Genomic DNA, 23,188 nt, shown 5'->3' on the forward strand with positions numbered 1-23,188 from the left:
ACAAATGAAACGTATTGGTGTATTAACAAGTGGTGGAGATTCACCTGGTATGAATGCTGCCATTCGTGCAGTTGTTCGTAAAGCGATTTTCCATGATATTGAAGTATATGGTATTTACCATGGATACGCTGGATTAATTTCTGGTCACATTGAAAAATTAGAACTTGGTTCTGTTGGCGATATTATCCACCGCGGTGGTACGAAATTATATACAGCAAGATGTCCTGAGTTTAAAGACCCAGAAGTACGACTAAAAGGTATCGAGCAATTAAAGAAACACGGTATCGAAGGACTTGTTGTTATTGGTGGAGATGGCTCTTACCAAGGTGCTAAAAAATTAACTGAACAAGGATTCCCATGTGTTGGTGTACCAGGTACAATCGACAATGATATTCCTGGAACAGACTTCACAATTGGTTTCGATACAGCTTTAAATACTGTTATTGATGCAATTGATAAAATCCGTGACACAGCTACATCTCATGAACGTACATATGTTATCGAAGTAATGGGACGTCATGCTGGAGACATCGCATTATGGGCTGGTTTAGCTGATGGTGCAGAAACGATCTTAATTCCAGAAGAAGAGTATGACATGGATGATGTAATCGCTCGTCTAAAACGCGGTAGTGAACGTGGGAAAAAACACAGTATTATCATTGTAGCTGAAGGTGTTGGAAGTGCAATTGACATCGGTAAGCATATTGAAGAAGCAACAAACTTTGATACTCGTGTAACTGTATTAGGTCACGTACAACGTGGTGGATCACCAAGTGCACAAGACCGTGTATTAGCAAGTCGTCTTGGCGCAAGAGCAGTTGAGTTGTTAATTGCTGGTAAAGGTGGACGCTGTGTAGGTATTCAAGATAATAAACTTGTTGATCATGACATTATCGAGGCGTTAGCTCAAAAGCATACAATCGATAAAGATATGTATCAATTATCTAAAGAATTATCCATCTAATCGGCGTAATGTCGGATATTTGGGAACGGTTTCATAATTTTCGGAGGTGCAATATGCGTAAAACTAAAATTGTATGTACAATAGGTCCTGCTAGTGAAAGTATTGAGAAATTAGAACAATTAATGGAAGCGGGTATGAACGTTGCTCGTTTAAACTTCTCTCATGGTAGCCATGAAGAGCACGGCGCTCGTATTAAAAACATTCGTGAAGCTTCAAAGAAAACTGGTAAAACAGTTGGTATCTTACTTGATACAAAAGGTCCAGAAATCCGTACTCACGACTTCGTAGACGGACAAGCTGAACTTGTAACAGGTGCAGAAGTAGTTCTTTCTACTGAGCAAGTATTAGGTACTGCGGAGAAGTTCTCTGTATCTTATGCTGGTCTTTATGATGATGTAGACCCAGGTTCTCGCATTCTAATTGATGACGGTCTTATCGAGCTAGAAGTAATCGAAAAAGCTGACGGAAACATCCGTACAAAAGTTTTAAACAGTGGAACTGTAAAAAATAAAAAAGGTGTTAACGTACCAAACGTAAGCATTAAGCTTCCTGGTATCACTGAAAAAGACGTAAAAGATATCATCTTTGGTATCGAGCAAAAAGTTGATTTCATCGCAGCATCTTTCGTTCGTAAAGCATCTGACGTATTAGAAATCCGTGAATTATTAGAAGAGCATAATGCTCAATACATCCAAATCGTACCAAAAATCGAAAACCAAGAAGGTATCGACAATATCGATTCAATCTTAGAAGTTTCTGACGGTTTAATGGTAGCTCGTGGTGATATGGGTGTGGAAATTCCACCAGAAGAAGTACCTTTAGTACAAAAACGTCTAATCAAAAAATGTAACGTATTAGGTAAACCGGTTATTACTGCAACGCAAATGTTAGATTCTATGCAACGTAACCCACGTCCAACTCGTGCGGAAGCAAGTGACGTAGCTAACGCAATCTTCGATGGTACGGATGCAATCATGCTTTCAGGTGAAACTGCTGCTGGTCAATATCCAGTAGAAGCGGTAACAATGATGGCTAACATTGCAGTACGTGTTGAAAAATCATTACAATACGAAGATATGTTCAAAAAACGTATTAAAGAGTTCACTCCAACAATTACAGATGCAATTAGCCAATCTGTTGCGCATACAGCACTTGCTCTTGATGTAGCTGCGATCGTAGCTCCGACAGAAAGTGGACATACTGCGAAAATGATCTCTAAATACCGTCCAAAATCTCCAATCGTAGCTGTAACATCTGACGAGCAAGTAGGACGTCGTCTTGCACTTGTTTGGGGTGTACAAGCATTTATGGCTGGGAAACGTGCAGCGTCTACTGACGAAATGTTAGATACTGCGATTCACACAGGTATGGATGCAGGTCTAATCGGACTTGGAGACACTGTAGTAATCACTGCGGGTGTTCCAGTTGCTGAAACTGGTACAACAAACTTAATGAAAATCCATGTTGTTGGTGAAGAAGTTGCTAAAGGACAAGGAATCGGTCGTAAAGCTGCAAAAGGTAAAGTAGTTGTAGCAAAAACAGCTGCTGAAGCTGTAGCGAACGTAAACGAAGGTGATATCCTTGTTACAACAAGCACTGATAAAGATATGATTTCTGCAATCGAAAAAGCTGCTGCTTTAGTTGTAGAAGAAGGTGGTTTAACTAGCCATGCAGCTGTTGTAGGCGTATCAATCGGTATTCCTGTTATTGTTGGTGTAAACGGCGTAACAGCAACTTTAAAAAATGGCCAAGAAGTAACAGTTGATGCGGCACGCGGAATTGTTTATAATGGACATGCGGAAGTGCTATAAGAAGTAATACGGAGAGAAGGAGCGGAGTCCTTCTCTTTTTTTTACACAAAAACATGATAGAACTATTTTAAAACGTCTAAATTTGCTTTTACAAGCTGCTTGTTATGAAGTTTAATGTGAATGGATGTCTTACTTCTGTTTAGTCTATATGAGCGTTTTAGGGGTCTTTAAAGCGATTTGTGAAAGGAGTGCAGAACTGTGAAATGGTTGTTATTCTTGTTGATTTTAATACCGGCGGTTGAGATTACGGTATTAATTGGGTCGAGTCATGTAATAGGGTTATGGTCTACGTTCGCTATGATTGTATTTACTGGTGTTGTAGGTGTATATTTGGCGAAAAGGCAAGGGTTTAAAGTGCTTAGAGAGATTCAATCTAAGTTGAATAGAGGAGAAATGCCAGGCGAGGCAGTACTAGATGGTATTTTTGTATTTGTAGGAGGTATTCTTTTAGTGCTTCCTGGATATGTGACGGATGTAATGGGGTTTATTTTTGTTGTCCCTTTTACTAGGGCTTTATTGAAGCCGCTTGTTATGAAGTGGATGGAATGGAAGTTTAGAAAGAGATCTACTATTATTATTCAGAAGTAGTGCTTAGATTATAGCGATCTAAGCACTACTTTTTTTATTCTGTAAAAAGCCTGATTGGTGCGGGTTAATAATTAGTGGGGGATGAACAAAACCGGATTGATTAAAGTTTCACTTTATTGTGTAGGATATATATTTCTGATTGAACATGTAAATTGGATACTATTTGTTCTTAATGAATAGGATGTAGAAAAAATCCGCTATATTGAAGTTTTATTTTTGTGTATGAAGGATCGAGGAACGTAATGAAATCTGATAAAAGCAGGGAAATCGTTAGTTGAAGCCTTATCTTATACTAATTTGTATATTTATTCATTTACATAAAAAGTAATAAATGTAAGTAATAATTATAAAATAAATAGAATAAAAATGTATTTTCGGTTAAAAAATTCGTTTTTATATGCAAAAAAACAAGAGAATTATCCTTTTTGGGGGCAATTCTCTTTTTGCATGTAGTTAGTATGAAAAAGAAGTACAAGGAATAATGAGTGGGAAATTGCACTCATTATTCCTTAAGTTTTTTGTGTGAATTAGAAATTATTGTTTTGAAGAGGGTGAACCTTTAATGTATTTCCACAAGTCATGGAAGACATGAGCTTTGTGTAATGTATTAAGTAGTACTAATGTGACTGGACCGATGATTAATCCTAAGAAACCGAAGAGCTTAAAGCCGATAAATAGAGCGACTAGTGTCGCTAATGGATCCAGGCCAATATTAGATGAAAGTACTTTAGGTTCCATAATTTGCCTTTGGACAATCACGACGATGTATAGAATAAGAAGACCGATGGCGAATGCAGTGTCGCCAGTGAAAAATACGTATATAACCCAAGGGACGAAGACGGCTCCTGTCCCTAAGTATGGGAGTAAATCTACAACACCTGTAATAATCGCGATAGTAATAGCGTATGGTACGCGTAATATTAAAAGCCCGATTAGTACAATAACGGTTGTCATAGATACGAGTGTAAGTTGCGCTTTCACAAAACCGAACAAAGCTTTTCTTAAATCGACAAAAATAGTTTTTCCGTAGCCATGTACACGATTCGGTAGAAGTTTTCTTGCTTTTTGAGCAAGACGGTGCCAATCGTAACTAATGAAGAAAGTGGCTAATAAAATGAATACAAGAACAGTTAGAGTTGTTGGTAATGCACTAATGAAATTTGTTAATCCACTTATAATAGCTGTTAAAAGTTCTTTCATTTGTGTTGTTGCTTCAGTTCCTAAGTTTTGGATGTTTTGTGTAATTGTATAACGCTGCGGTTCTCCAAGATGATTAAATTTAGAAATTAAATCGTCATAGAGAGGCATAATATGATTAAGTGCAAATTGCTCTGCGAATTTAACGATATCCGGAAACTTTACTGTAACAAGTTGTAGTAAGTATGTTGTGGCAGATATTGCTTCTGTTACAAGGTATGTAACAAGCCCGACGATAGCTCCGAATACGAGAATTAAGCTAACGAGTACTGCTAGTGCGCGAGGGAATTGTAGTTTTTGATTAAGGAAATTGACGACAGGATTAATCAAATAAGCAAATGCAAAAGCGATAATAAAAGGATAGATAAGTCCTGACATGTATAGTAATACATAGAACCCAGCTACCGTTGCTACAATGACAAATATGAGTCGCAATATCATATATAGTAAGTTTCGGTTCAAAGATGTATACCTCCCATTCCAATTTGTATTAGCCTAATTCGTTCAACTTATAACGAGTAGCATTCACTGATTAAAGTTTCACTTTTATGTTATAGTGGAATGATGGATTTTCCCTGCTTTTTCAATACATGAACGACTGTAAAAGCTTGTTGATGATGCTTCTACTATATGGTAAAAACTTCATTTTCTCTTCTTTTTATTTTACCTGTTTCTTGTTAGAAAAGAAAGGAGAGACCATCGTTTTCAAAAATGTATATATGCTTTGATTTTTTTGGTTACAGTCTCGTTTTGTAAGTTAAAAATGCATACAAAAATGAAATTGTTGGCTTATTCTCATTGGCGAATAGACATCGATATGACATGTATAACGATAGGTTTAAAGGTATTTTTGTTTGGAAGCGAGTTCATTATTTTCAGAAAGGAAGTGCAAACATGATTAGTCAGTCAACGTTATTTTTATTCATACTACTTATTATAGGACTTATTGCTAAAAACCAATCGCTTACTGTAGCCATTGGAGTGTTATTCTTATTGAAGTTTACGTTTTTAGGAGATAAAGTCTTTCCTTATTTACAAACGAAAGGGATTAACCTTGGTGTAACAGTCATTACAATAGCAGTGCTCGTACCGATTGCGACAGGGGAAATAGGCTTTAAACAACTCGGAGAAGCAGCGAAATCATATTATGCATGGATTGCTTTAGCCTCAGGTGTGGCGGTCGCTTTGTTAGCGAAAGGCGGCGTACAATTATTGACGACGGACCCTCATATTACAACTGCGCTTGTTTTTGGGACGATTATAGCGGTTGCCTTATTTAATGGGGTGGCTGTAGGCCCGTTAATTGGGGCTGGAATTGCCTATGCAGTTATGAGTATTATACAAATGTTTAAATAAGGAATTTTATAGTAATATAAAATTTTTGAATTCTTTCTGTTCACAAAAGTCAGATAATTGTTTATAATAGAATTAGAAACTTTGAAAAGTTACATAACAGCAGAGACTTTACACCAGATAAAATAAAAATAACATAAAACAATTTTATAATGATATTGTTTTATGTTGTTTTTATCATAAAACTCTTCGGAATTCATTTTCCTCACTAACTTGTTGTTCTGAGCGTGAGGATTCGGGGAGACATTCACGCTCATGCTTTCCATGTAAGCAATGGACATTAAGAGGGGAACATCGCAACAAATGTGCATGATCGTGCATTTTGCTTGCCTAAAGAGTGAACGGGCGTTCATAATTCATAAGGGGAGCAAATAGATATAAGGAGCAAGGTTGGGAGAATTTTTCAGGAAAAGGAGAGAATGTCATGACTGTTATTCGAGGTTTAGAAGGGGTAGTAGCAACAACATCATCTGTGAGCTCTATTATTGATGATACATTAACTTATGTTGGGTATAATATTGATGATTTAGCTGAGAATGCTACATTTGAAGAAGTAGTGTACTTATTATGGCACCGCAAGCTTCCTAACGAACAAGAACTAGCGGAATTTAATGAAACTGTATCAGAATACTATAAAGTGCCAGGTGAAATTTTAACATATTTGAAACAAGTAGATTTAAAGATCGCACATCCTATGTCTGTTTTACGAACTGCAATTTCCATGCTATCATTATACGATGAGAGCGCTGAAATTATGGATGAAAAGTCCAATTATTTGAAAGCGGTTAAATTACAAGCTCAAGTGGGGACTTTAATTGCCGCTTATGCAAGAATCCGTAAAGGTTTAGATATTGTTGAACCGAGAAAAGATTTATCATTAGCTGCAAACTTCTTGTACATGTTAAATGATCGTGAGCCAAATGAAGTTGAAATTGAAGCTTTTGATAAGGCGCTTGTACTTCATGCAGATCATGAGTTAAACGCTTCTACATTTACTGCACGTGTTTGCGTAGCTACACTTTCAGATGTATATTCTGGTATTACTGCAGCAATCGGTGCGTTAAAAGGTCCTCTTCACGGCGGGGCAAATGAAAATGTAATGAAGATGTTAACTGAAATTGGCGAAGAAGAAAATGTAGAATCATATATTCATAATGCTCTTCAAAATAAAGTGAAAATCATGGGCTTTGGTCATCGTGTGTATGAGCAAGGTGATCCACGTGCAAAACATTTACGTGAAATGTCTAAGAGATTATGCGTGCTTTTAGGAGAAGAGAAATGGTATAATATGTCTATCAAAATTGAAGACATTGTAACAAAAGAAAAAGGTCTTCCACCAAATGTTGATTTCTATTCAGCTTCTGTATACCATTGTTTAGGAATTGACCATGACTTATTTACACCTATTTTTGCAATTAGCCGTATGTCAGGCTGGTTAGCTCATATTCTAGAACAATATGAAAACAACCGTTTAATCCGTCCGCGTGCTGATTATAATGGACCAACACATCAAGTATATGTTCCAATTGCACAACGATAAGCGAAAAACACTATTTCGATAGTAAAAATACGCTTTCAAAAGTCTGATTTTTTTGGGAAGATGTAATGATTAGAATATTTTAATTTGACTAACGGTTTGAACTGAGGGGTTATTCCCTCAGTTTCATACATATGAAATTTCAAACATGGGGGTTATCACATTGACGACAGGTGAAAAAATTACTGTAACTAATGGTGTTATGAATGTACCAAACAATCCGATTATTCCATTTATCGAAGGAGATGGAATTGGTCCTGATATTTGGGAAGCTGCATCTCGCGTACTAGAAGCAGCAGTAGAAAAAGCTTATGATGGTGAGAAGAAAATCGTTTGGAAAGAAGTGCTTGCAGGGGAAAAAGCATTCAACCAAACAGGCGAGTGGTTACCAGAAGAGACTTTAAATTTAATCCGTGAATATTTAATCGCAATTAAAGGTCCACTTACAACTCCAGTTGGCGGTGGTATTCGTTCTCTAAACGTAGCGCTTCGTCAAGAATTAGATTTATACGTATGTCTACGTCCAGTTCGTTATTTTGAAGGTGTTCCTTCACCTGTAAAACGTCCGGAAGATACTGATATGGTTATTTTCCGTGAAAATACAGAAGACATTTATGCTGGAATTGAATATGCACAAGGATCTCCAGAAGCAGAAAAAGTTCTTGCTTTCTTAAAAGAAGCAATGGGTGTTAATAAAATCCGCTTCCCAGAAACATCTGGTATTGGTATTAAACCAATTTCAGAAGAAGGGACAAAGCGTCTTGTTCGTGCTGCAATTCAATATGCAATTAACGAAAAACGCTCTTCTGTTACATTAGTTCATAAAGGAAACATTATGAAATTTACAGAAGGTGCTTTCAAAAACTGGGGTTATGAAGTTGCGGAACAAGAATTTGGCGATAAAGTATTTACTTGGGCTGAATATGATCGCATCGTTGAAAAAGATGGCAAAGATGCAGCGAATAAAGCGATGGCAGACGCAGAAGTGGCTGGAAAAATCATCGTAAAAGATTCTATTGCAGATATCTTCTTACAACAAATTTTAACTCGTCCACGTGAGTTCGATGTTGTTGCAACAATGAACTTAAATGGTGACTATATCTCTGATGCACTTGCTGCACAAGTAGGTGGAATTGGTATTGCACCTGGTGCAAACATTAACTATGTGACTGGACATGCTATATTTGAAGCTACACATGGTACAGCTCCAAAATATGCAGGTTTAGACAAAGTAAACCCATCTTCTGTTCTTCTTTCTGGTGTATTATTACTAGAACATTTAGGATGGAATGAAGCTGCGAAATTAGTAACTGATTCAGTTGAGAAAACAATTGCATCAAAAGTAGTAACATACGACTTCGCTCGTCTAATGGAAGGCGCAACAGAAGTGAAATGTTCTGAATTTGCTAATGAGCTTATTAAAAACATGGATGTAGCGATAATCAAAAACGCATAATTAAAGTGGGGGGTAAATTATGACAATCAAACGCAAGAAAGTTTCAGTCATCGGTGCAGGATTTACAGGAGCAACAACAGCATTCTTATTAGCACAAAAAGAACTTGCAGATGTTGTATTAGTGGACATTCCACAACTGGAAAATCCAACAAAAGGGAAAGCGTTAGATATGTTAGAAGCGAGCCCAGTACAAGGTTTTGATGCTAACATTATTGGAACATCTGATTACGCAGATACTGCTGATTCTGACGTTGTCGTTATTACAGCAGGTATTGCACGTAAGCCTGGTATGAGCCGTGATGACTTAGTAGCAACGAACTCTAAAATTATGAAAAGTATTACGCGCGACATTGCAAAACATTCACCAAATGCAATTATTGTTGTATTAACAAATCCAGTTGATGCAATGACATATTCTGTATTTAAAGAAGCGGGATTCCCGAAAGAGCGTGTTATCGGCCAATCGGGCGTATTAGATACAGCTCGTTTCCGTACATTCATTGCACAAGAATTAAATCTTTCTGTGAAAGACATTACAGGATTTGTTCTTGGTGGACACGGTGACGACATGGTACCTCTTGTACGTTATTCCTATGCGGGTGGCATTCCGTTAGAAACGTTAATTCCGAAAGAGCGTTTAGAGGCAATTGTAGAACGTACACGTAAGGGTGGCGGAGAGATTGTAGGCTTATTAGGAAATGGTAGTGCATATTACGCACCAGCGGCTTCTTTAGTTGAAATGACAGAAGCAATCTTAAAAGATCAACGCCGTGTATTACCGGCTATTGCGTATCTTGAAGGTGAATATGGTTATAGTGACCTTTACTTAGGGGTACCAGTAATTCTAGGTGGTAACGGAATTGAAAAAATTATTGAATTAGAACTTCTTGCAGAGGAAAAAGAAGCGTTAGATCGCTCTGTAGAGTCTGTACGTAACGTTATGAAAGTTCTTGTTTAATAATTAAATATAAGCGGAAAAAGATTCGGGGCCCCGAATCTTTTTCTACTATTTAATGAAATGTTTTTTTGAAATAATATGAAAACGCTATCATTTGTAGTATCCTATAATGAAACTGTAGATTTATACTATACATTGCCCTCATCATAGTAAATTTCGGATAAGGTATCGCTTTTAGTAGGATAATAAGGTGAAAAAATCGGAGGGGGTTGTAACATGTTAAAGAAAAAAGTTCAAATTGGTCGTAAAATGGATGAAATTACAGTAGGAGAGAAACTATCTATCACTGAAAAAATTGAGGATAAAGATTTGTTATTGTATTTAGGGCTAACGAATGATGCCAATCCATTATATATTCAGCATGATTACGCATCCCAAACTCCGTATGAAAAGCCGATTGTACCAAGCATTATGCTAACGGGAATGATTACAACGGCGGTTACGAAATATTTACCAGGTCCAGGTAGTCATATTATTAGGAAGGACCTTACGTTCGTGAAGCATGTTCACCATTATGAAACGTTACAAATCCACTTTGAAGTTGTGGCTGTTTCTGAGGAGGCACATACAATTGATATGCTTGTATCTGCTCATGATGAAAAAGGAGAAACGGTTGTTAAAGGTTCATTAACGGTAACGCCACCTTTTAAATCTGTTTCCATTATGGAAAAAGCATTAGATAATTTTTAAAACATGAAAATATGAATAGCGCTAGCATACCTTTAATAAGGGAGCTAGCGCTATTTTTAGTTGAAGAATCCTTCAGCAAATCCTTCAGCGAAATCTGAACAACCCGTTTTAATCGTATCCCAGCTTGGAGCGTTAAAAGTAAGAATACATGTTACTACTAAAGTTAGAATAGGTAGTACTAGTCGCATAATAGAATCTCCATACAATTAATATTCATATATATTAATTATTATATTAAATTATCACATACTTTAATAACTGAAGTCAATTGAAGGAGGGATTTTTTAAGTGAGATGGAAAAGGGAAGACGTTATTTTTGAAACGATAAGAGAAGCTGAAGTGTGGGCAGACGGGATCGCGAATGAAATGTACGGAAGAGTATTTGATGGATATGAAACACCGGACTATAAAATAGCGTATGTTCTATCTTTTTTCTTAGCACAAAATCGAGAATTCAATGTTCATACGGAAGTAGAATGTAATGAGAATATAGAATTGTATAAAGTGTGGATAGTAACACGTTAATTGAGCCGAGTGTAATTGTTTTTAGAGATAACGAGAGCATAATCTGAATCCATGAATAGACAATTATATTGAGGGGGGACCTGTTTTCTAGTATGATGAGAATAACGGGGAAAATACTAGGATGAAGAAGGTTTCAAGTCTATAACTTGGAGGAAAAGAATGAACAATCGTATTTTAGTAGTTGATGATGAGGAATTTATCTTAACTTTAATTGAATTTAATTTACAACAAGCTGGTTTTGAAGTTATAACAGCGATGGACGGAGAAATGGCGCTTCAAAAAGCGACAACAGAACGTCCGGATTTAATTATATTAGATTTAATGCTTCCAAAAATGGATGGTATGGAAGTTTGTAAAGAATTACGATTGCAGCGTGTTATGACGCCGATTTTAATGTTAACAGCAAAAGATGATGAATTTGATAAGGTGCTAGGTCTTGAACTTGGGGCGGATGATTATATGACGAAGCCATTTAGTCCAAGAGAAGTTGTTGCTCGTGTGAAGGCGATTTTGCGTCGTACGAAATTACAGCAAGAAGAGCAAGTTGCAGAAGCGCCAGATGAAGATAGCATCCTAATTGCAGACCTTAAAATTTTACCGGAGTTTTATGAGGCTTATTTCCAAGGAAGAAAGCTTGAATTAACCCCAAAAGAATTTGAACTACTTGTTTATCTTGCGAAAAATAAAAGTCGCGTGTTGACGCGTGATCAATTATTAAGTGCTGTATGGAATTATGATTTTGCTGGTGATACACGAATTGTTGATGTTCATATTAGCCACTTGCGCGATAAAATTGAAAAAAATACGAAAAAACCGACGTACATTAAAACGATACGTGGTTTAGGATATAAATTAGAGGAGCCAAAAGGGGATGAATAAATTTCGTTCCAGGCTTCTTTTTACATTTGTTTCTCTTATTGTGTTTATTTTAGTTGGACTAGGTTTACTGTTAGAAACCGTGTTTGAAAACTATTATATAGATCATGCGAAAGAGAGAATGGTAAAAGAAACAGGATATGTTGCGGTATTAGCAGAAGAACAAGGTTTTGAGGATGTTTTAAAAAAGCCGTATGTATTTGAAAAGTTAGAAGAAAAAATACCAGCTTCTATTATATTTGTGGATGAAAAAAAGAAAGTTCAATATAGCAAAGGACCACACTCTGCATTTAGTCAAGAGATGATTAAAGAACTTTCTGCCGAAACAGCGAAACAAAGAAATAAAGTCATTACGAAAGAAACGGATCAGAAGAATGAATTTTATCATGCGGTGTTCGTTCAAGATGTAGCAGGGAAACAAGGATACATTTTGGTGAAAAGTACAATTGAGCCTCTGAAAGATGTTCATCAAAAAACGTGGGGATTATTAATTATTGGATTTGTTATCGCTTGTCTTGTAGTCGTGTTTTTAGGTATGAAAATTACAGGGCAATATATTAGGCCAATTGAATCAGTTACGAAAGTGGCGATTGAATTAGCGAAGGGAAATTATAAAGCACGTGCTTATGAAAGTCATTCGGATGAAACAGGAATGCTGAGTAAAGCGATTAATATTTTAGCTCGTAATTTACAAGAGATGACACTTGAACAAGAAATGCAACAAGATCGTCTGCATACGTTAATCGAAAATATGGGAAGTGGAATGATTTTAATTGATAGCCGCGGTTATATAAACCTTGTAAACCGTTCTTATAAAGAGACTTTCCACGTAACAGATGAAGAATATTTAGATCGCTTATATTATGAATCGTTCCACCATACAGAAATTATAGAGCTTGTGGAAGAAATCTTTATGACAGAAGTGAAAGTGCGTAAACAAATGTTATTGCCACTTGGAATTGAGCGAAAGCATTTCGAAGTATATGGAGCGCCGATTATCGGGACGAACCATGAATGGAAAGGGATTGTTCTCGTATTCCATGACATAACAGAGTTAAAGAGATTAGAACAAATGAGAAAAGACTTTTTAGCAAATGTTTCTCATGAACTAAAGACGCCAATTACTTCTATTAAAGGTTTTTCAGAAACGCTCTTGGATGGAGCGATGGATAATAAGAAATTCTGCGAACATTTCTTACACATTATTTTAAAAGAAAGTGAACGCATGCAGGGGTTAATTGAAGATTTATTAGATTTGTCAAAGATTGAGCAACAAGGGTTTAAACTAAATATGGAAACCGTTGATATGAAGGGACTTCTTGAAGATATTCATATGGTGCTTGACAATAAAGCAGGCGAAAAAGAAATCTCTTTACAAGTGAATGTATTAAAACGTGTCTCTGTCATTGGAGATCCTGGTCGTTTGAAACAAATCTTTATTAATTTAATTAATAATGCAATCGTATATACACCGGCTGGAGGCGTTGTTTCTGTTGAATTAGCAGAAGATAAATACAATGCTTATATAAAAGTATCTGATACTGGAATTGGTATTAGTAAAGATGAAATTCCACGTATTTTTGAACGTTTTTACCGAGTGGATAAAGCGAGAAGTAGAAATACTGGTGGTACAGGTCTTGGATTATCGATTGTAAAGCATTTAGTTGAGGCACATCACGGTACAATTACTGTGGATAGTGAAGTTGGGGAAGGGACAACATTTACAGTTGTTTTACCGAAATCGGCAACTGAAAAATAGGATGAAGGATATTTACAATATATTAACAATGGCTTAATTAAATATTAATAAAGCTCTGTTAATATAATACATGAAAACCCCTTCATCCAAGGAGTAATTTTGGACGAGAATAGTTATGCTGTTCTCGTCACTTCCCTTTATGCCAATATAAGTTTGATATATATGAAAGAAAAAAACCGTTATTTTTCTTCTCTCTATTAGTCATGTTAATATAGAGAGAGGAAAGGAACGGTTTTTTTTCTATGTGAAAATCGTTTCAAATTTGTATGGGGAGGTTTCTGTTGTGGAAAAAAAAGTCGTATTAGTAGATGGTAATAATATCGCGTATCGTGCTTTCTTTGCACTACCGCTTTTAAATAACGACAAAGGTATACATACGAACGCAATTTACGGTTTTACAATGATGTTAATGAGAATATTAGAGGAAGAAAAGCCAACGCATATGCTTGTTGCGTTTGATGCAGGAAAAACGACATTCCGTCATAAAACGTATAGCGAGTATAAAGGAGGACGTCAAAAGACTCCACCTGAGTTATCAGAACAATTCCCGTTTATTCGTGAGATGCTTGATGCATTTAATGTACCGCGTTATGAACTAGAAAATTATGAAGCGGATGACATTATGGGGACGTTAGCGAAAGAAGCGAGTGAGCAAGGGTTTCATGTTAAGGTTATTTCAGGAGATAAAGATTTACTTCAACTTGTTTCTGATAATACGCTTGTATGTATACCTCGAAAAGGGATTACAGAAGTAGATGAATATACGAAAGAAGCTTTATTTGAGAAATACAGTTTATCACCAAAGCAAATTATCGATATGAAAGGTTTAATGGGGGACCAGTCAGATAATATTCCGGGTGTACCAGGAGTTGGTGAAAAAACTGCAATTAAATTGTTAACGCAATTTGAAACGGTTGAAGCAGTGTATGAAAATATCGATCAAGTAAGCGGGAAGAAATTAAAAGAAAAACTAGAAGCGAATAAAGAACAAGCTCTTATGAGTAAAGATCTTGCAACTATTATTACAGATGCGCCGATTACAGTGCATGTGGATGATATGGAGTATAAAGGATATGAAGCAAGTGATGTGATTCCAATGTTCGAGAATTTAGGATTTACATCTCTTTTGAATAAATTAGGTGTTACGCCAGAAGAAACAGCTCCAGCTGAATTAGATGATATTACATTTGATATTGTGGAAGAAGTTACAGAAGAAATGCTTCAGCAAGATAGTGCACTTATTGTAGAAGTACAAGAAGATAACTATCATAAAGCGGACATTCAAGGTTTTGGTATTCAAAATGAAAATGGTTGCTACTTTATTCAGACGGACATAGCACTTGCATCCGAGGCTTTCAAAGCATGGCTTGCAAATGGAGAAATGAGAAAGCATACATTTGATGCGAAGCGAGCTATCGTTGCACTCAAATGGAAGGGTATAGATATTCAAGGAATCGACTTTGATTTATTAATTGCTGCTTATTTACTTGATCCAGCTGATACGGATAAAGATTTCCGTACTGTAGCGAAAATGAAAGAAACGCATGCCGTGAAATCGGATGAAGAAGTTTATGGAAAAGGTGCGAAGCGTGCTGTTCCAGAGCTAGAAGTAGTAGCGGAGCATGTAGCTCGAAAAGTGCATGTATTATATGATGTAAAGCAAACGTTCTTGGAAGAATTAAAAAAGAACGAGCAATATAAATTGTTTACAGAGTTAGAATTACCACTTGCACGTGTACTAGCTGATATGGAAGTAAAAGGTGTAAAAGTTGATACGGAGCGCCTTCGTAATATGGGAGAAGAACTTGCGGGTAGATTAAAGGGAATGGAACAGGAAATTTATAAGCTTGCGGGAACAGAATTTAATATTAATTCACCGAAGCAACTTGGGGTTATTCTGTTTGAGAATTTAAACTTACCAGTTATTAAAAAGACGAAAACAGGTTATTCTACGTCAGCTGATGTACTAGATAAACTTATGAATCATCATGAAATTATTCCAAACATTTTACATTATCGTCAGTTAGGGAAATTAAATTCAACTTACATTGAAGGTTTACTAAAAGTTGTACATGAAGATTCATCGAAAATTCATACTCGCTTTAATCAAGTTTTAACACAAACAGGTCGATTAAGTTCAACAGATCCGAACTTGCAAAATATACCGATTCGATTAGAAGAAGGAAGAAAGATTCGTCAGGCATTTGTTCCATCAGAAGAAGGATGGATTATGTATGCGGCCGATTATTCACAAATTGAACTTCGTGTATTAGCTCATATTGCAAATGATAAAGGGCTAGTTGAAGCGTTCCAACATGATATGGATATTCATACGAAAACAGCTATGGACGTATTCGGTGTTGGAAAAGATGAAGTAACTTCGAATATGAGACGACAAGCGAAAGCTGTTAACTTCGGAATTGTGTATGGTATTAGTGATTACGGTCTTTCACAAAACTTAGGAATTACAAGAAAAGCAGCAGCGGAATTTATTGAAAAGTATTTAGAAAGTTTCCCTGGTGTACAAGAATACATGGATGACATCGTAAAAGATGCGAAACAAAAAGGGTATGTGGCTACCTTATTAAATCGTCGCCGTTACATTCCGGAAATTACGAGTCGTAATTTCAATTTACGTAGCTTTGCTGAGCGTACAGCTATGAATACACCAATTCAAGGTAGTGCTGCAGATATTATAAAGATAGCTATGATTATTATGGCAGATCGTTTAGAAGAAGAAGGATTACAAGCGCGTCTTCTTCTGCAAGTACACGATGAATTAATCTTTGAAGCACCAAAAGAAGAAATTGAAAAATTAGAGAAGCTTGTACCAGAAGTAATGGAGCATGCAATTGAACTCGCAGTTCCACTGAAAGTTGATTATTCTTACGGTCCAACTTGGTACGACGCAAAATAAGGAAGTGATGAAATGCCTGAATTACCAGAGGTTGAAAACGTCAGACGGACACTCGAAAATCTTGTAACAGGAAAAACGATTGAAGATGTTATTGTTACGTATCCAAAAATAGTAAAACGACCAGATGATGCGGAAATCTTTAAAGAAATGCTCAGAGGCGAGAAAATTGAAACGATAAAGCGAAGAGGTAAGTTTTTGCTTTTATATGTAACGAATTATGTTATCGTTTCACATTTGCGTATGGAAGGAAAGTTTTTACTGCATCAAGAGGATGAGCCAATTGATAAGCATACGCACGTCCGTTTCTTATTTACAGATGGAACTGAATTACATTATAAAGATGTGAGAAAGTTTGGTACGATGCATCTCTTTAAAAAAGGTGAAGAGTTGAATCAAATGCCTCTTGTTGACTTAGGTCCAGAGCCATTTGATGCTGAATTGACACCACAGTATTTACAAGAAAAATTGCAAAAGACAAATCGTAAAATAAAAGTCGTATTATTAGATCAGCGTCTTTTAGTAGGGCTTGGAAATATATATGTAGATGAAGTTTTATTCCGTTCTCATATCCATCCAGAGCGAGAAGCTGCATCTTTAACGCAAGAAGAAATCGAAAGAATTTACGAAGCAATTGTTACAACGCTAGGCGAAGCAGTGAAGCGAGGCGGAAGCACAATTAGAACGTATATGAATTCGCAAGGGCAAATTGGTTCATTCCAAGAACTTTTAAATGTATATGGGAAAAAGGGAGAACCATGTGTAACTTGTGGCACGATATTAGAAAAAACAGTTGTTGGCGGAAGAGGGACGCATTATTGCCCAATTTGTCAGCCTAGAATATAGAAAAGAGATAACATCGGATAGGCATTTGTCATATACATACAGCAGAGCTATGTATAAGGGAGGAGCTTACCGATGTACCTTTATTTATCTCTTATTTTATTAGCTTTTACATTAAGCTTAGATAGCTGTAGTGTAGGGCTGACATATGGTTTGAGAAGCGTAAGAATTCCACTAAGATCAATTATAATTATCGGAATCTGTTCAGCGGCTGTTATGCTTGTTTCAATGGGAATTGGACATATGATTGCGAAAATATTTTCACCTGTTATCGCAACGCGTATCGGTGGGCTTGTTCTTATTGGAATAGGGATTTGGGTATTATATCAATTTTTTCGAAGTGATAAAAAGGAAGAACCGAAGCAAGAAGAGAAGGTTTGGAAACTAGAAATTGCTTCACTTGGGTTAGTAATTCAAATTTTACGGAAACCGACTGTTGCAGATTTTGATAAATCGGGAACTATTTCTGCAGGAGAAGCGCTACTTCTTGGTATCGCACTTTCCGTGGATTCGTTTGGTGCTGGAATTGGTGCATCTTTATTAGGTTATGCACCCGCTATGATGGCAATATTAGTTGCAGTTATGAGTTCTTTATTTTTGTTTATTGGAATGAAGCTGGGTACAGTTTTATCGAATATGAAATGGTTACAAAAATTTACATTCCTGCCTGGGGTATTACTCATTATTATTGGAATTTGGAAAATGTAAGTATGGGCGTGGAACATTAGTTTCGCGCCTTTTATTATGAGGAGGAGAAGTATTATGACAGTGGTAATTGGATTAACGGGAGGAATTGCAAGCGGAAAAAGTACGGTATCAGAAATGTTTCGTGGGCTAAGTATACCGGTTATTGACGCAGATGTTATTGCAAGAGAAGTTGTAGAACGAGGAAAACCAGCATATAACAAAATAGTAGAAGTATTTGGAACGGAAGTGTTACAAAAAGATGGAGAACTGGATCGGCCGAAATTAGGAAATGTTGTTTTCTATAATGAAGAAAAACGATTGCAGTTAAATAAAATTGTTCATCCTGCAGTACGTGAGGAAATGAATGCACAAAAGGAAATGTACATAAAAGAAAGTATGCAAGCGGTTGTGTTAGATATCCCTCTTTTGTTTGAAAGTAAATTAACAAGTCTCGTTGATCGTGTTTTAGTTGTAGCTGTCACGCCTAATACGCAATTAAAACGTTTAATGGAGCGAAATAATTTTTCGGAAGAAGAAGCAAAAGCACGTATACAATCGCAAATGCCGTTAGAAGAAAAAGTGAAGCATGCGGATGAAGTAATAAATAATGATGGCACAATTATGGGAACGAAAACACAATTACAGGAAATTTTAAAGAAATGGAACATTATTGACTAAAAAATTGTGAAATTAATGAAAATGCTTAGTGACATATCCCCTTTTTGTGTTATACTATTATTGGGATTGGAGATAAATAGTATAACGCATTCAAGGGGGATAACATATTATGACTCGTGTGGCAATTAATGGATTTGGACGTATTGGGAGAATGGTATTTCGTCAGGCAATAAAAGAAAGCGCATTCGAAATTGTAGCAATCAATGCAAGCTATCCATCTGAAACGTTAGCACATTTAATTAAATATGATACAGTTCACGGCAAGTTTGACGGAACAGTAGAAGCATTTGAAGATCACTTATTAGTTGATGGGAAAATGATTCGCCTTTTAAACAACCGCGATCCAAAGGAATTGCCTTGGACAGATCTAGGTGTTGAAGTTGTAATTGAAGCAACTGGTAAATTTAATTCAAAAGAAAAAGCAATTCTTCACGTTGAAGCTGGAGCGAAAAAAGTTATTTTAACAGCGCCTGGTAAAAATGAAGATGTAACAATTGTAGTTGGTGTGAACGAAGACCAATTAGATATTACAAAACATACCGTTATTTCAAATGCATCTTGTACAACAAACTGTTTAGCGCCTGTTGTGAAGGTGTTAGATGAGCAGTTTGGAATTGAAAACGGTTTAATGACGACTGTTCACGCTTATACAAATGACCAAAAAAATATTGATAACCCACATAAAGATTTAAGAAGAGCACGTGCTTGCGGACAATCAATCATTCCGACAACGACAGGTGCTGCGAAAGCGCTAGCAAAAGTTCTTCCGCATTTAAACGGAAAACTTCATGGCATGGCACTTCGTGTACCAACACCAAACGTGTCTCTTGTTGACTTAGTAGTAGATGTAAAACGTGATGTGACAGTTGAAGCTATTAACGATGCATTCAAAACGGTTGCAAACGGTGCGTTAAAAGGTATTGTAGAATTTAGCGAAGAGCCTTTAGTATCTATTGACTTTAATACAAATACACACTCAGCTATTATTGATGGCTTATCTACAATGGTAATGGGTGATCGTAAAGTAAAAGTACTTGCTTGGTATGATAACGAGTGGGGCTACTCTCGTCGTGTTGTAGATCTTGTAACGTTAGTTGTTGACGAATTAGCGAAACAAAAAAATGTGCAACATATTTAAGTGAATAAGGGAGAGGGCAAGTGAATATTGCCCTCTCTTTTTTATTTTTTTCTGAAAAGGAAAAAAATTATATGAGTATATTTTGGAAAGTGGACATACCACGAAGCGTTGTTATTACTGTATTTGTGAATCATTTCTTTTTTTTAGGGAAAAGTAAAGAGGAAAATATGACAGAAAATCGAAAAAACTGTTGTTGCAAAATGAAAATAAACAAAGTATACTAACACTCGTAAACTTAAGAGCTGAGGTACGTAGTCACTACTTAAAGGGTTAGGACCTCTCTGGACTAACTTTCCCCCGTGGTAGTGGAGCAAGCCAAATTGCAAATTAGTTTTCAATTCGAACAGTTAGAATAAATTTACAAGGGGGAACTGTAGAATGGATACTATGGATACGATGGGTCGTCACGTGATCGCTGAACTTTGGGATTGCGATTTCGACAAGCTTAATGACATGCCGTATATTGAACAATTATTTGTGGATGCAGCACTAAGAGCTGGTGCTGAAGTGCGTGAGGTTGCTTTCCATAAATTTGCACCACAAGGTGTAAGTGGAGTAGTAATTATCTCGGAATCACATTTAACAATTCATAGCTTTCCGGAGCACGGTTACGCAAGTATTGATGTTTATACTTGTGGGGATCGTATTGATCCAAATGTTGCTGCAGAATATATTGCAGAAGGTTTAAACGCGAAAACGCGTGAGAGCATCGAGCTTCCTCGAGGCACTGGTAGCTTCGAAATTAAGCAGAGAGAAACAAAAGCTCTTTAAAAAAGAACATAATTGATTTAAAATGTAAAGAGGTGTATAATGCACCTCTTTTTTAGTTTATAAAAAAGGAAAAACATAACGTGTTCATTAGTTAGTTAAATGGAGCTCTCACACATAAGTTAGTGCTACATCTACCATCTTATTTTGTTGGGAAAATAGATGATGAAATCATGTATTTAAACTTAGAGTGGTAAGAGCATTAGAATGAGTTATATAATATTGTATATATATTTTTACGTGAATGAAGTAGAGAAAAATAAAAATTAAATTGTAAGGGAGTGAATGAATTGCGTTGTCCATCCTGTTCTCATAATGGCACAAGAGTGTTAGATTCGCGTCCGGTAGACGAAGGACGCTCTATTCGAAGAAGGAGAGAGTGTGAAAGTTGTTTAAGTCGCTTTACGACATTTGAAAGAGTAGAAGAGTCACCTCTTATCGTTGTTAAAAAAGAAGGCACACGAGAAGAGTTTAATAAAGAAAAGATTTTACGCGGTTTAATTAAAGCATGTGAGAAAAGACCAGTATCTTTAAGACAATTAGAGGAAGTAACACAAAGTGTGGAACGTGAACTTCGTAATTTAGGTATATCAGAAGTGAAAAGTGATATGATTGGTGAAATTGTTATGGAAGAACTTCGTGATATCGATGATGTTGCTTACGTACGCTTTGCTTCTGTATATCGTCAATTTAAAGATTTAAATGTATTTATTGAAGAATTAAAAGATATACTGCAAAAAGAAAGAGAATAGAAGCTGTATTCAATTCTCTTTACATACTGTAAGTAATGAGGTAAGAGAGCTAGAAGCGTAAGCTAATAGCTCTTTTTCGCTAATAACCATTGGGGATTTTGTTCATCCCGAAATGATTATTAGCCTTCGCCAATCGGGCATTTACGGGAAGGTATCTCCTACCAAACTTCCGTGCATTCGCCGAATTTTGATGTGGGAGTCTTACTGCCCGCAAATAGCGGGATAAAATATATAATGAAGATAGAACGAATGAATTAGAGGATAGATTGGATGAGAGAAAGGAAAAGCAAGAATGCAAAAACAGTCATGGATGGAGCTATTGCCGATTGATCGTTATAAAGTAAGTACGAAAGGACTACTACATAATTACGACCGAAAAGTGTTAACGATGTTGTATCAGCCGTTAATAGGTAGTAGAGCTTTTAGCTTGTACATGACGCTATGGGGGGCGTTAGAGCAAGATCGTGTATTTGGAAAAGAGAATACACATCATTCCCTTATGGTGACCATGCAAATGCAACTTCCCGAAATATATGAGGAACGAGTAAAGCTAGAGGCAATTGGGCTTTTAAAGGTATATATTAAGAAAGAAAAAGATATTCGAATGTTTATATACGAATTGCAACCACCTTTATCTCCAAAGCAGTTTTTTGATGATATTGTTTTAAGTATCTTTTTATACAATCGATTGAGTCGGACAAAATATAATCAAGTAAAACAATATTTCTTAGAAGAAGAATTTGATTTTGCTTCTTATGAAAATATTACACGTTCTTTTAATGAGGTGTTTGATTCGTTTAATCCAGGACAGCTTGAGCATGCGCAAGAAGAACTCCGTATTCCAAAAGCGACAATGATGCCAAATAATGAAAAGGGAGATGCTCCTAAAGTTTGGAACGATTTCTTTGATTTCTCCTTATTTGTAGACGGATTGTCCGCTCTTGTTCCTAAAAAGGCGATTACAGATCAAGTGCGAGAATGTGTCATTACACTTGCTTACGTGTATGGTGTGGATGTGTTATCGATGCAAAATATCGTTCTTGGTGCGGTGACAGAGATGCAAACAATTGATATGGAAAGGCTTAGAAAAGGAGCGCGCGATTGGTACCAATTCGAAAATGGTCAAGCGTTACCAATATTAAGTGAAAGAGTACAGCCACACGCTGCACGTACGATGAAAGAGAAAGAGCCTTCATCGCAAGAAGAGATGCTTATAAAACAATTAGAAGAAATCTCACCAAAACAACTATTGAAAGAGATTTCTGGTGGTGCAGAGGCGACGAAAGCGGACTTGCAAATTGTTGAGGATGTTATGATCAATCAAAAATTAACGCCAGGAGTTGTGAATGTACTTATTTATTACGTTATGCTACGCTCAGATATGAAGCTTGCGAAAACGTATGTGGAGAAGATTGCTGGGCATTGGGCTCGTAAAAAGGTCGGTACAGTAGCTGAAGCAATGGCGCTAGCAAAAGAAGAAAACCGTCAATACCAAGAATGGGCTGAGACGAAGAAAAAAGGTCGTACAGCGAAGAAAACAGTACGAAAAGAAATGGTACCAGATTGGTTGAAAGAAGAGCCGAAAGAAAAAGAAACTGTGAAAAATGATGTAGGTGCGGAAAAAGATACAAGTACGTTAGAAGATGAACGAAAACGACTAGAAGAAGTGTTGAAAAAATATAAGCGTGATTAAT

21 protein-coding genes are annotated in these 23,188 nt (G+C 36.4%); 19 read left to right on the forward strand and 2 right to left on the reverse strand.

Going from position 1 to position 23,188, the window contains the following annotated elements:
* Positions 1-4: 4 nt before the first annotated feature.
* From pfkA to JDS81_RS00680, 3 genes are all read left to right on the forward strand, one after another.
* Entirely contained in the window at positions 5-964 is a 960-nt protein-coding gene (gene pfkA / locus JDS81_RS00670) for a 6-phosphofructokinase (protein ID WP_000821156.1), read from the forward strand.
* A 53-nt stretch (positions 965-1,017) separates the two neighbouring features.
* Positions 1,018-2,775 (forward strand): pyruvate kinase, encoded by a 1,758-nt coding sequence (pyk, locus tag JDS81_RS00675; protein ID WP_001232682.1) that lies wholly within the window; start codon positions 1,018-1,020, stop codon positions 2,773-2,775.
* A gap of 198 nt (positions 2,776-2,973) precedes the next feature.
* Positions 2,974-3,363, forward strand: a complete 390-nt coding sequence (locus JDS81_RS00680) for an FxsA family protein (protein ID WP_000871649.1) — start codon at positions 2,974-2,976, stop codon at positions 3,361-3,363.
* 534 nt (positions 3,364-3,897) lie between these two features.
* Here the strand turns inward: JDS81_RS00680 and ytvI are convergent.
* Entirely contained in the window at positions 3,898-5,022 is a 1,125-nt protein-coding gene (gene ytvI, locus JDS81_RS00685) for a sporulation integral membrane protein YtvI (protein ID WP_001081386.1), read from the reverse strand.
* 432 nt (positions 5,023-5,454) lie between these two features.
* Between ytvI and JDS81_RS00690 the strand changes: the two genes are divergently transcribed.
* The 5 genes from JDS81_RS00690 (at position 5,455) to JDS81_RS00710 (ending at position 10,554) form a co-directional block, all read left to right on the forward strand.
* Positions 5,455-5,916, forward strand: a complete 462-nt coding sequence (locus JDS81_RS00690; protein ID WP_000625507.1) for a DUF441 domain-containing protein — start codon at positions 5,455-5,457, stop codon at positions 5,914-5,916.
* Positions 5,917-6,337: 421 nt separating this feature from the next.
* Positions 6,338-7,453, forward strand: coding sequence for a citrate synthase (gene citZ / locus JDS81_RS00695; protein ID WP_000216095.1), 1,116 nt, complete (start codon positions 6,338-6,340; stop codon positions 7,451-7,453).
* Positions 7,454-7,613: 160 nt separating this feature from the next.
* Complete coding sequence (gene icd, locus JDS81_RS00700; protein WP_000206907.1) at positions 7,614-8,906, forward strand: NADP-dependent isocitrate dehydrogenase; 1,293 nt, start codon at positions 7,614-7,616, stop codon at positions 8,904-8,906.
* A gap of 19 nt (positions 8,907-8,925) precedes the next feature.
* Positions 8,926-9,864, forward strand: a complete 939-nt coding sequence (gene mdh / locus JDS81_RS00705; RefSeq protein ID WP_000153235.1) for a malate dehydrogenase — start codon at positions 8,926-8,928, stop codon at positions 9,862-9,864.
* 216 nt (positions 9,865-10,080) lie between these two features.
* On the forward strand, positions 10,081-10,554 hold the full coding sequence (locus tag JDS81_RS00710) for a MaoC family dehydratase (protein ID WP_000914174.1): 474 nt from the start codon (positions 10,081-10,083) through the stop codon (positions 10,552-10,554).
* Between the two features lie 56 nt (positions 10,555-10,610).
* Here the strand turns inward: JDS81_RS00710 and JDS81_RS30730 are convergent, their stop codons facing one another.
* Entirely contained in the window at positions 10,611-10,742 is a 132-nt protein-coding gene (locus tag JDS81_RS30730) for a hypothetical protein (RefSeq protein ID WP_001241585.1), read from the reverse strand.
* A gap of 100 nt (positions 10,743-10,842) precedes the next feature.
* Between JDS81_RS30730 and JDS81_RS00715 the strand changes: the two genes are divergently transcribed.
* The 11 genes from JDS81_RS00715 to JDS81_RS00765 all read left to right on the forward strand — a co-directional run bounded on the left by JDS81_RS00715 (position 10,843) and on the right by JDS81_RS00765 (position 23,187).
* Positions 10,843-11,079, forward strand: a complete 237-nt coding sequence (locus JDS81_RS00715; RefSeq protein ID WP_001267376.1) for a hypothetical protein — start codon at positions 10,843-10,845, stop codon at positions 11,077-11,079.
* A gap of 159 nt (positions 11,080-11,238) precedes the next feature.
* Entirely contained in the window at positions 11,239-11,958 is a 720-nt protein-coding gene (phoP, locus tag JDS81_RS00720) for a two-component system response regulator PhoP (protein WP_001065218.1), read from the forward strand.
* Entirely contained in the window at positions 11,951-13,714 is a 1,764-nt protein-coding gene (gene phoR, locus JDS81_RS00725; protein WP_001032136.1) for a sensory box histidine kinase PhoR, read from the forward strand. Before phoP ends, phoR begins: the two co-directional genes overlap by 8 nt.
* A gap of 283 nt (positions 13,715-13,997) precedes the next feature.
* Positions 13,998-16,631, forward strand: a complete 2,634-nt coding sequence (polA, locus tag JDS81_RS00730; RefSeq protein ID WP_097952289.1) for a DNA polymerase I — start codon at positions 13,998-14,000, stop codon at positions 16,629-16,631.
* Positions 16,632-16,643: 12 nt separating this feature from the next.
* On the forward strand, positions 16,644-17,474 hold the full coding sequence (gene mutM, locus JDS81_RS00735; protein ID WP_001114492.1) for a DNA-formamidopyrimidine glycosylase: 831 nt from the start codon (positions 16,644-16,646) through the stop codon (positions 17,472-17,474).
* A 72-nt stretch (positions 17,475-17,546) separates the two neighbouring features.
* Complete coding sequence (gene ytaF / locus JDS81_RS00740; RefSeq protein ID WP_000281731.1) at positions 17,547-18,179, forward strand: sporulation membrane protein YtaF; 633 nt, start codon at positions 17,547-17,549, stop codon at positions 18,177-18,179.
* A gap of 54 nt (positions 18,180-18,233) precedes the next feature.
* Entirely contained in the window at positions 18,234-18,836 is a 603-nt protein-coding gene (coaE, locus tag JDS81_RS00745) for a dephospho-CoA kinase (protein ID WP_097952291.1), read from the forward strand.
* Positions 18,837-18,945: 109 nt separating this feature from the next.
* Entirely contained in the window at positions 18,946-19,974 is a 1,029-nt protein-coding gene (locus tag JDS81_RS00750) for a glyceraldehyde-3-phosphate dehydrogenase (protein WP_000198973.1), read from the forward strand.
* A gap of 387 nt (positions 19,975-20,361) precedes the next feature.
* A complete protein-coding gene (speD, locus tag JDS81_RS00755) occupies positions 20,362-20,745 on the forward strand; it encodes an adenosylmethionine decarboxylase (protein ID WP_002003660.1) in 384 nt (127 codons plus the stop codon).
* A 287-nt stretch (positions 20,746-21,032) separates the two neighbouring features.
* Positions 21,033-21,494 (forward strand): transcriptional regulator NrdR, encoded by a 462-nt coding sequence (gene nrdR / locus JDS81_RS00760; protein WP_001203687.1) that lies wholly within the window; start codon positions 21,033-21,035, stop codon positions 21,492-21,494.
* Positions 21,495-21,786: 292 nt separating this feature from the next.
* Positions 21,787-23,187, forward strand: a complete 1,401-nt coding sequence (locus JDS81_RS00765; RefSeq protein ID WP_001171837.1) for a replication initiation and membrane attachment family protein — start codon at positions 21,787-21,789, stop codon at positions 23,185-23,187.
* The last annotated feature ends 1 nt before the right edge of the window (position 23,188 follow it).

The sequence above is a fragment of the Bacillus cereus group sp. N31 genome (assembly GCF_016483245.1).
GTDB lineage: Bacteria > Bacillota > Bacilli > Bacillales > Bacillaceae_G > Bacillus_A > Bacillus_A toyonensis.

Coding starts and splice junctions, on each gene's coding strand:
- pfkA (WP_000821156.1), top strand. CDS start 5: ATGAAACGTATTGGTGTATTAACAAGTGGTGGAGATTCACCTGGTATG.
- pyk (WP_001232682.1), top strand. CDS start 1,018: ATGCGTAAAACTAAAATTGTATGTACAATAGGTCCTGCTAGTGAAAGT.
- JDS81_RS00690 (WP_000625507.1), top strand. CDS start 5,455: ATGATTAGTCAGTCAACGTTATTTTTATTCATACTACTTATTATAGGA.
- citZ (WP_000216095.1), top strand. CDS start 6,338: ATGACTGTTATTCGAGGTTTAGAAGGGGTAGTAGCAACAACATCATCT.
- mdh (WP_000153235.1), top strand. CDS start 8,926: ATGACAATCAAACGCAAGAAAGTTTCAGTCATCGGTGCAGGATTTACA.
- JDS81_RS00710 (WP_000914174.1), top strand. CDS start 10,081: ATGTTAAAGAAAAAAGTTCAAATTGGTCGTAAAATGGATGAAATTACA.
- JDS81_RS30730 (WP_001241585.1), bottom strand. CDS start 10,742: ATGCGACTAGTACTACCTATTCTAACTTTAGTAGTAACATGTATTCTT.
- phoP (WP_001065218.1), top strand. CDS start 11,239: ATGAACAATCGTATTTTAGTAGTTGATGATGAGGAATTTATCTTAACT.
- phoR (WP_001032136.1), top strand. CDS start 11,951: ATGAATAAATTTCGTTCCAGGCTTCTTTTTACATTTGTTTCTCTTATT.
- mutM (WP_001114492.1), top strand. CDS start 16,644: ATGCCTGAATTACCAGAGGTTGAAAACGTCAGACGGACACTCGAAAAT.
- ytaF (WP_000281731.1), top strand. CDS start 17,547: ATGTACCTTTATTTATCTCTTATTTTATTAGCTTTTACATTAAGCTTA.
- coaE (WP_097952291.1), top strand. CDS start 18,234: ATGACAGTGGTAATTGGATTAACGGGAGGAATTGCAAGCGGAAAAAGT.
- JDS81_RS00750 (WP_000198973.1), top strand. CDS start 18,946: ATGACTCGTGTGGCAATTAATGGATTTGGACGTATTGGGAGAATGGTA.
- speD (WP_002003660.1), top strand. CDS start 20,362: ATGGATACGATGGGTCGTCACGTGATCGCTGAACTTTGGGATTGCGAT.
- JDS81_RS00765 (WP_001171837.1), top strand. CDS start 21,787: ATGCAAAAACAGTCATGGATGGAGCTATTGCCGATTGATCGTTATAAA.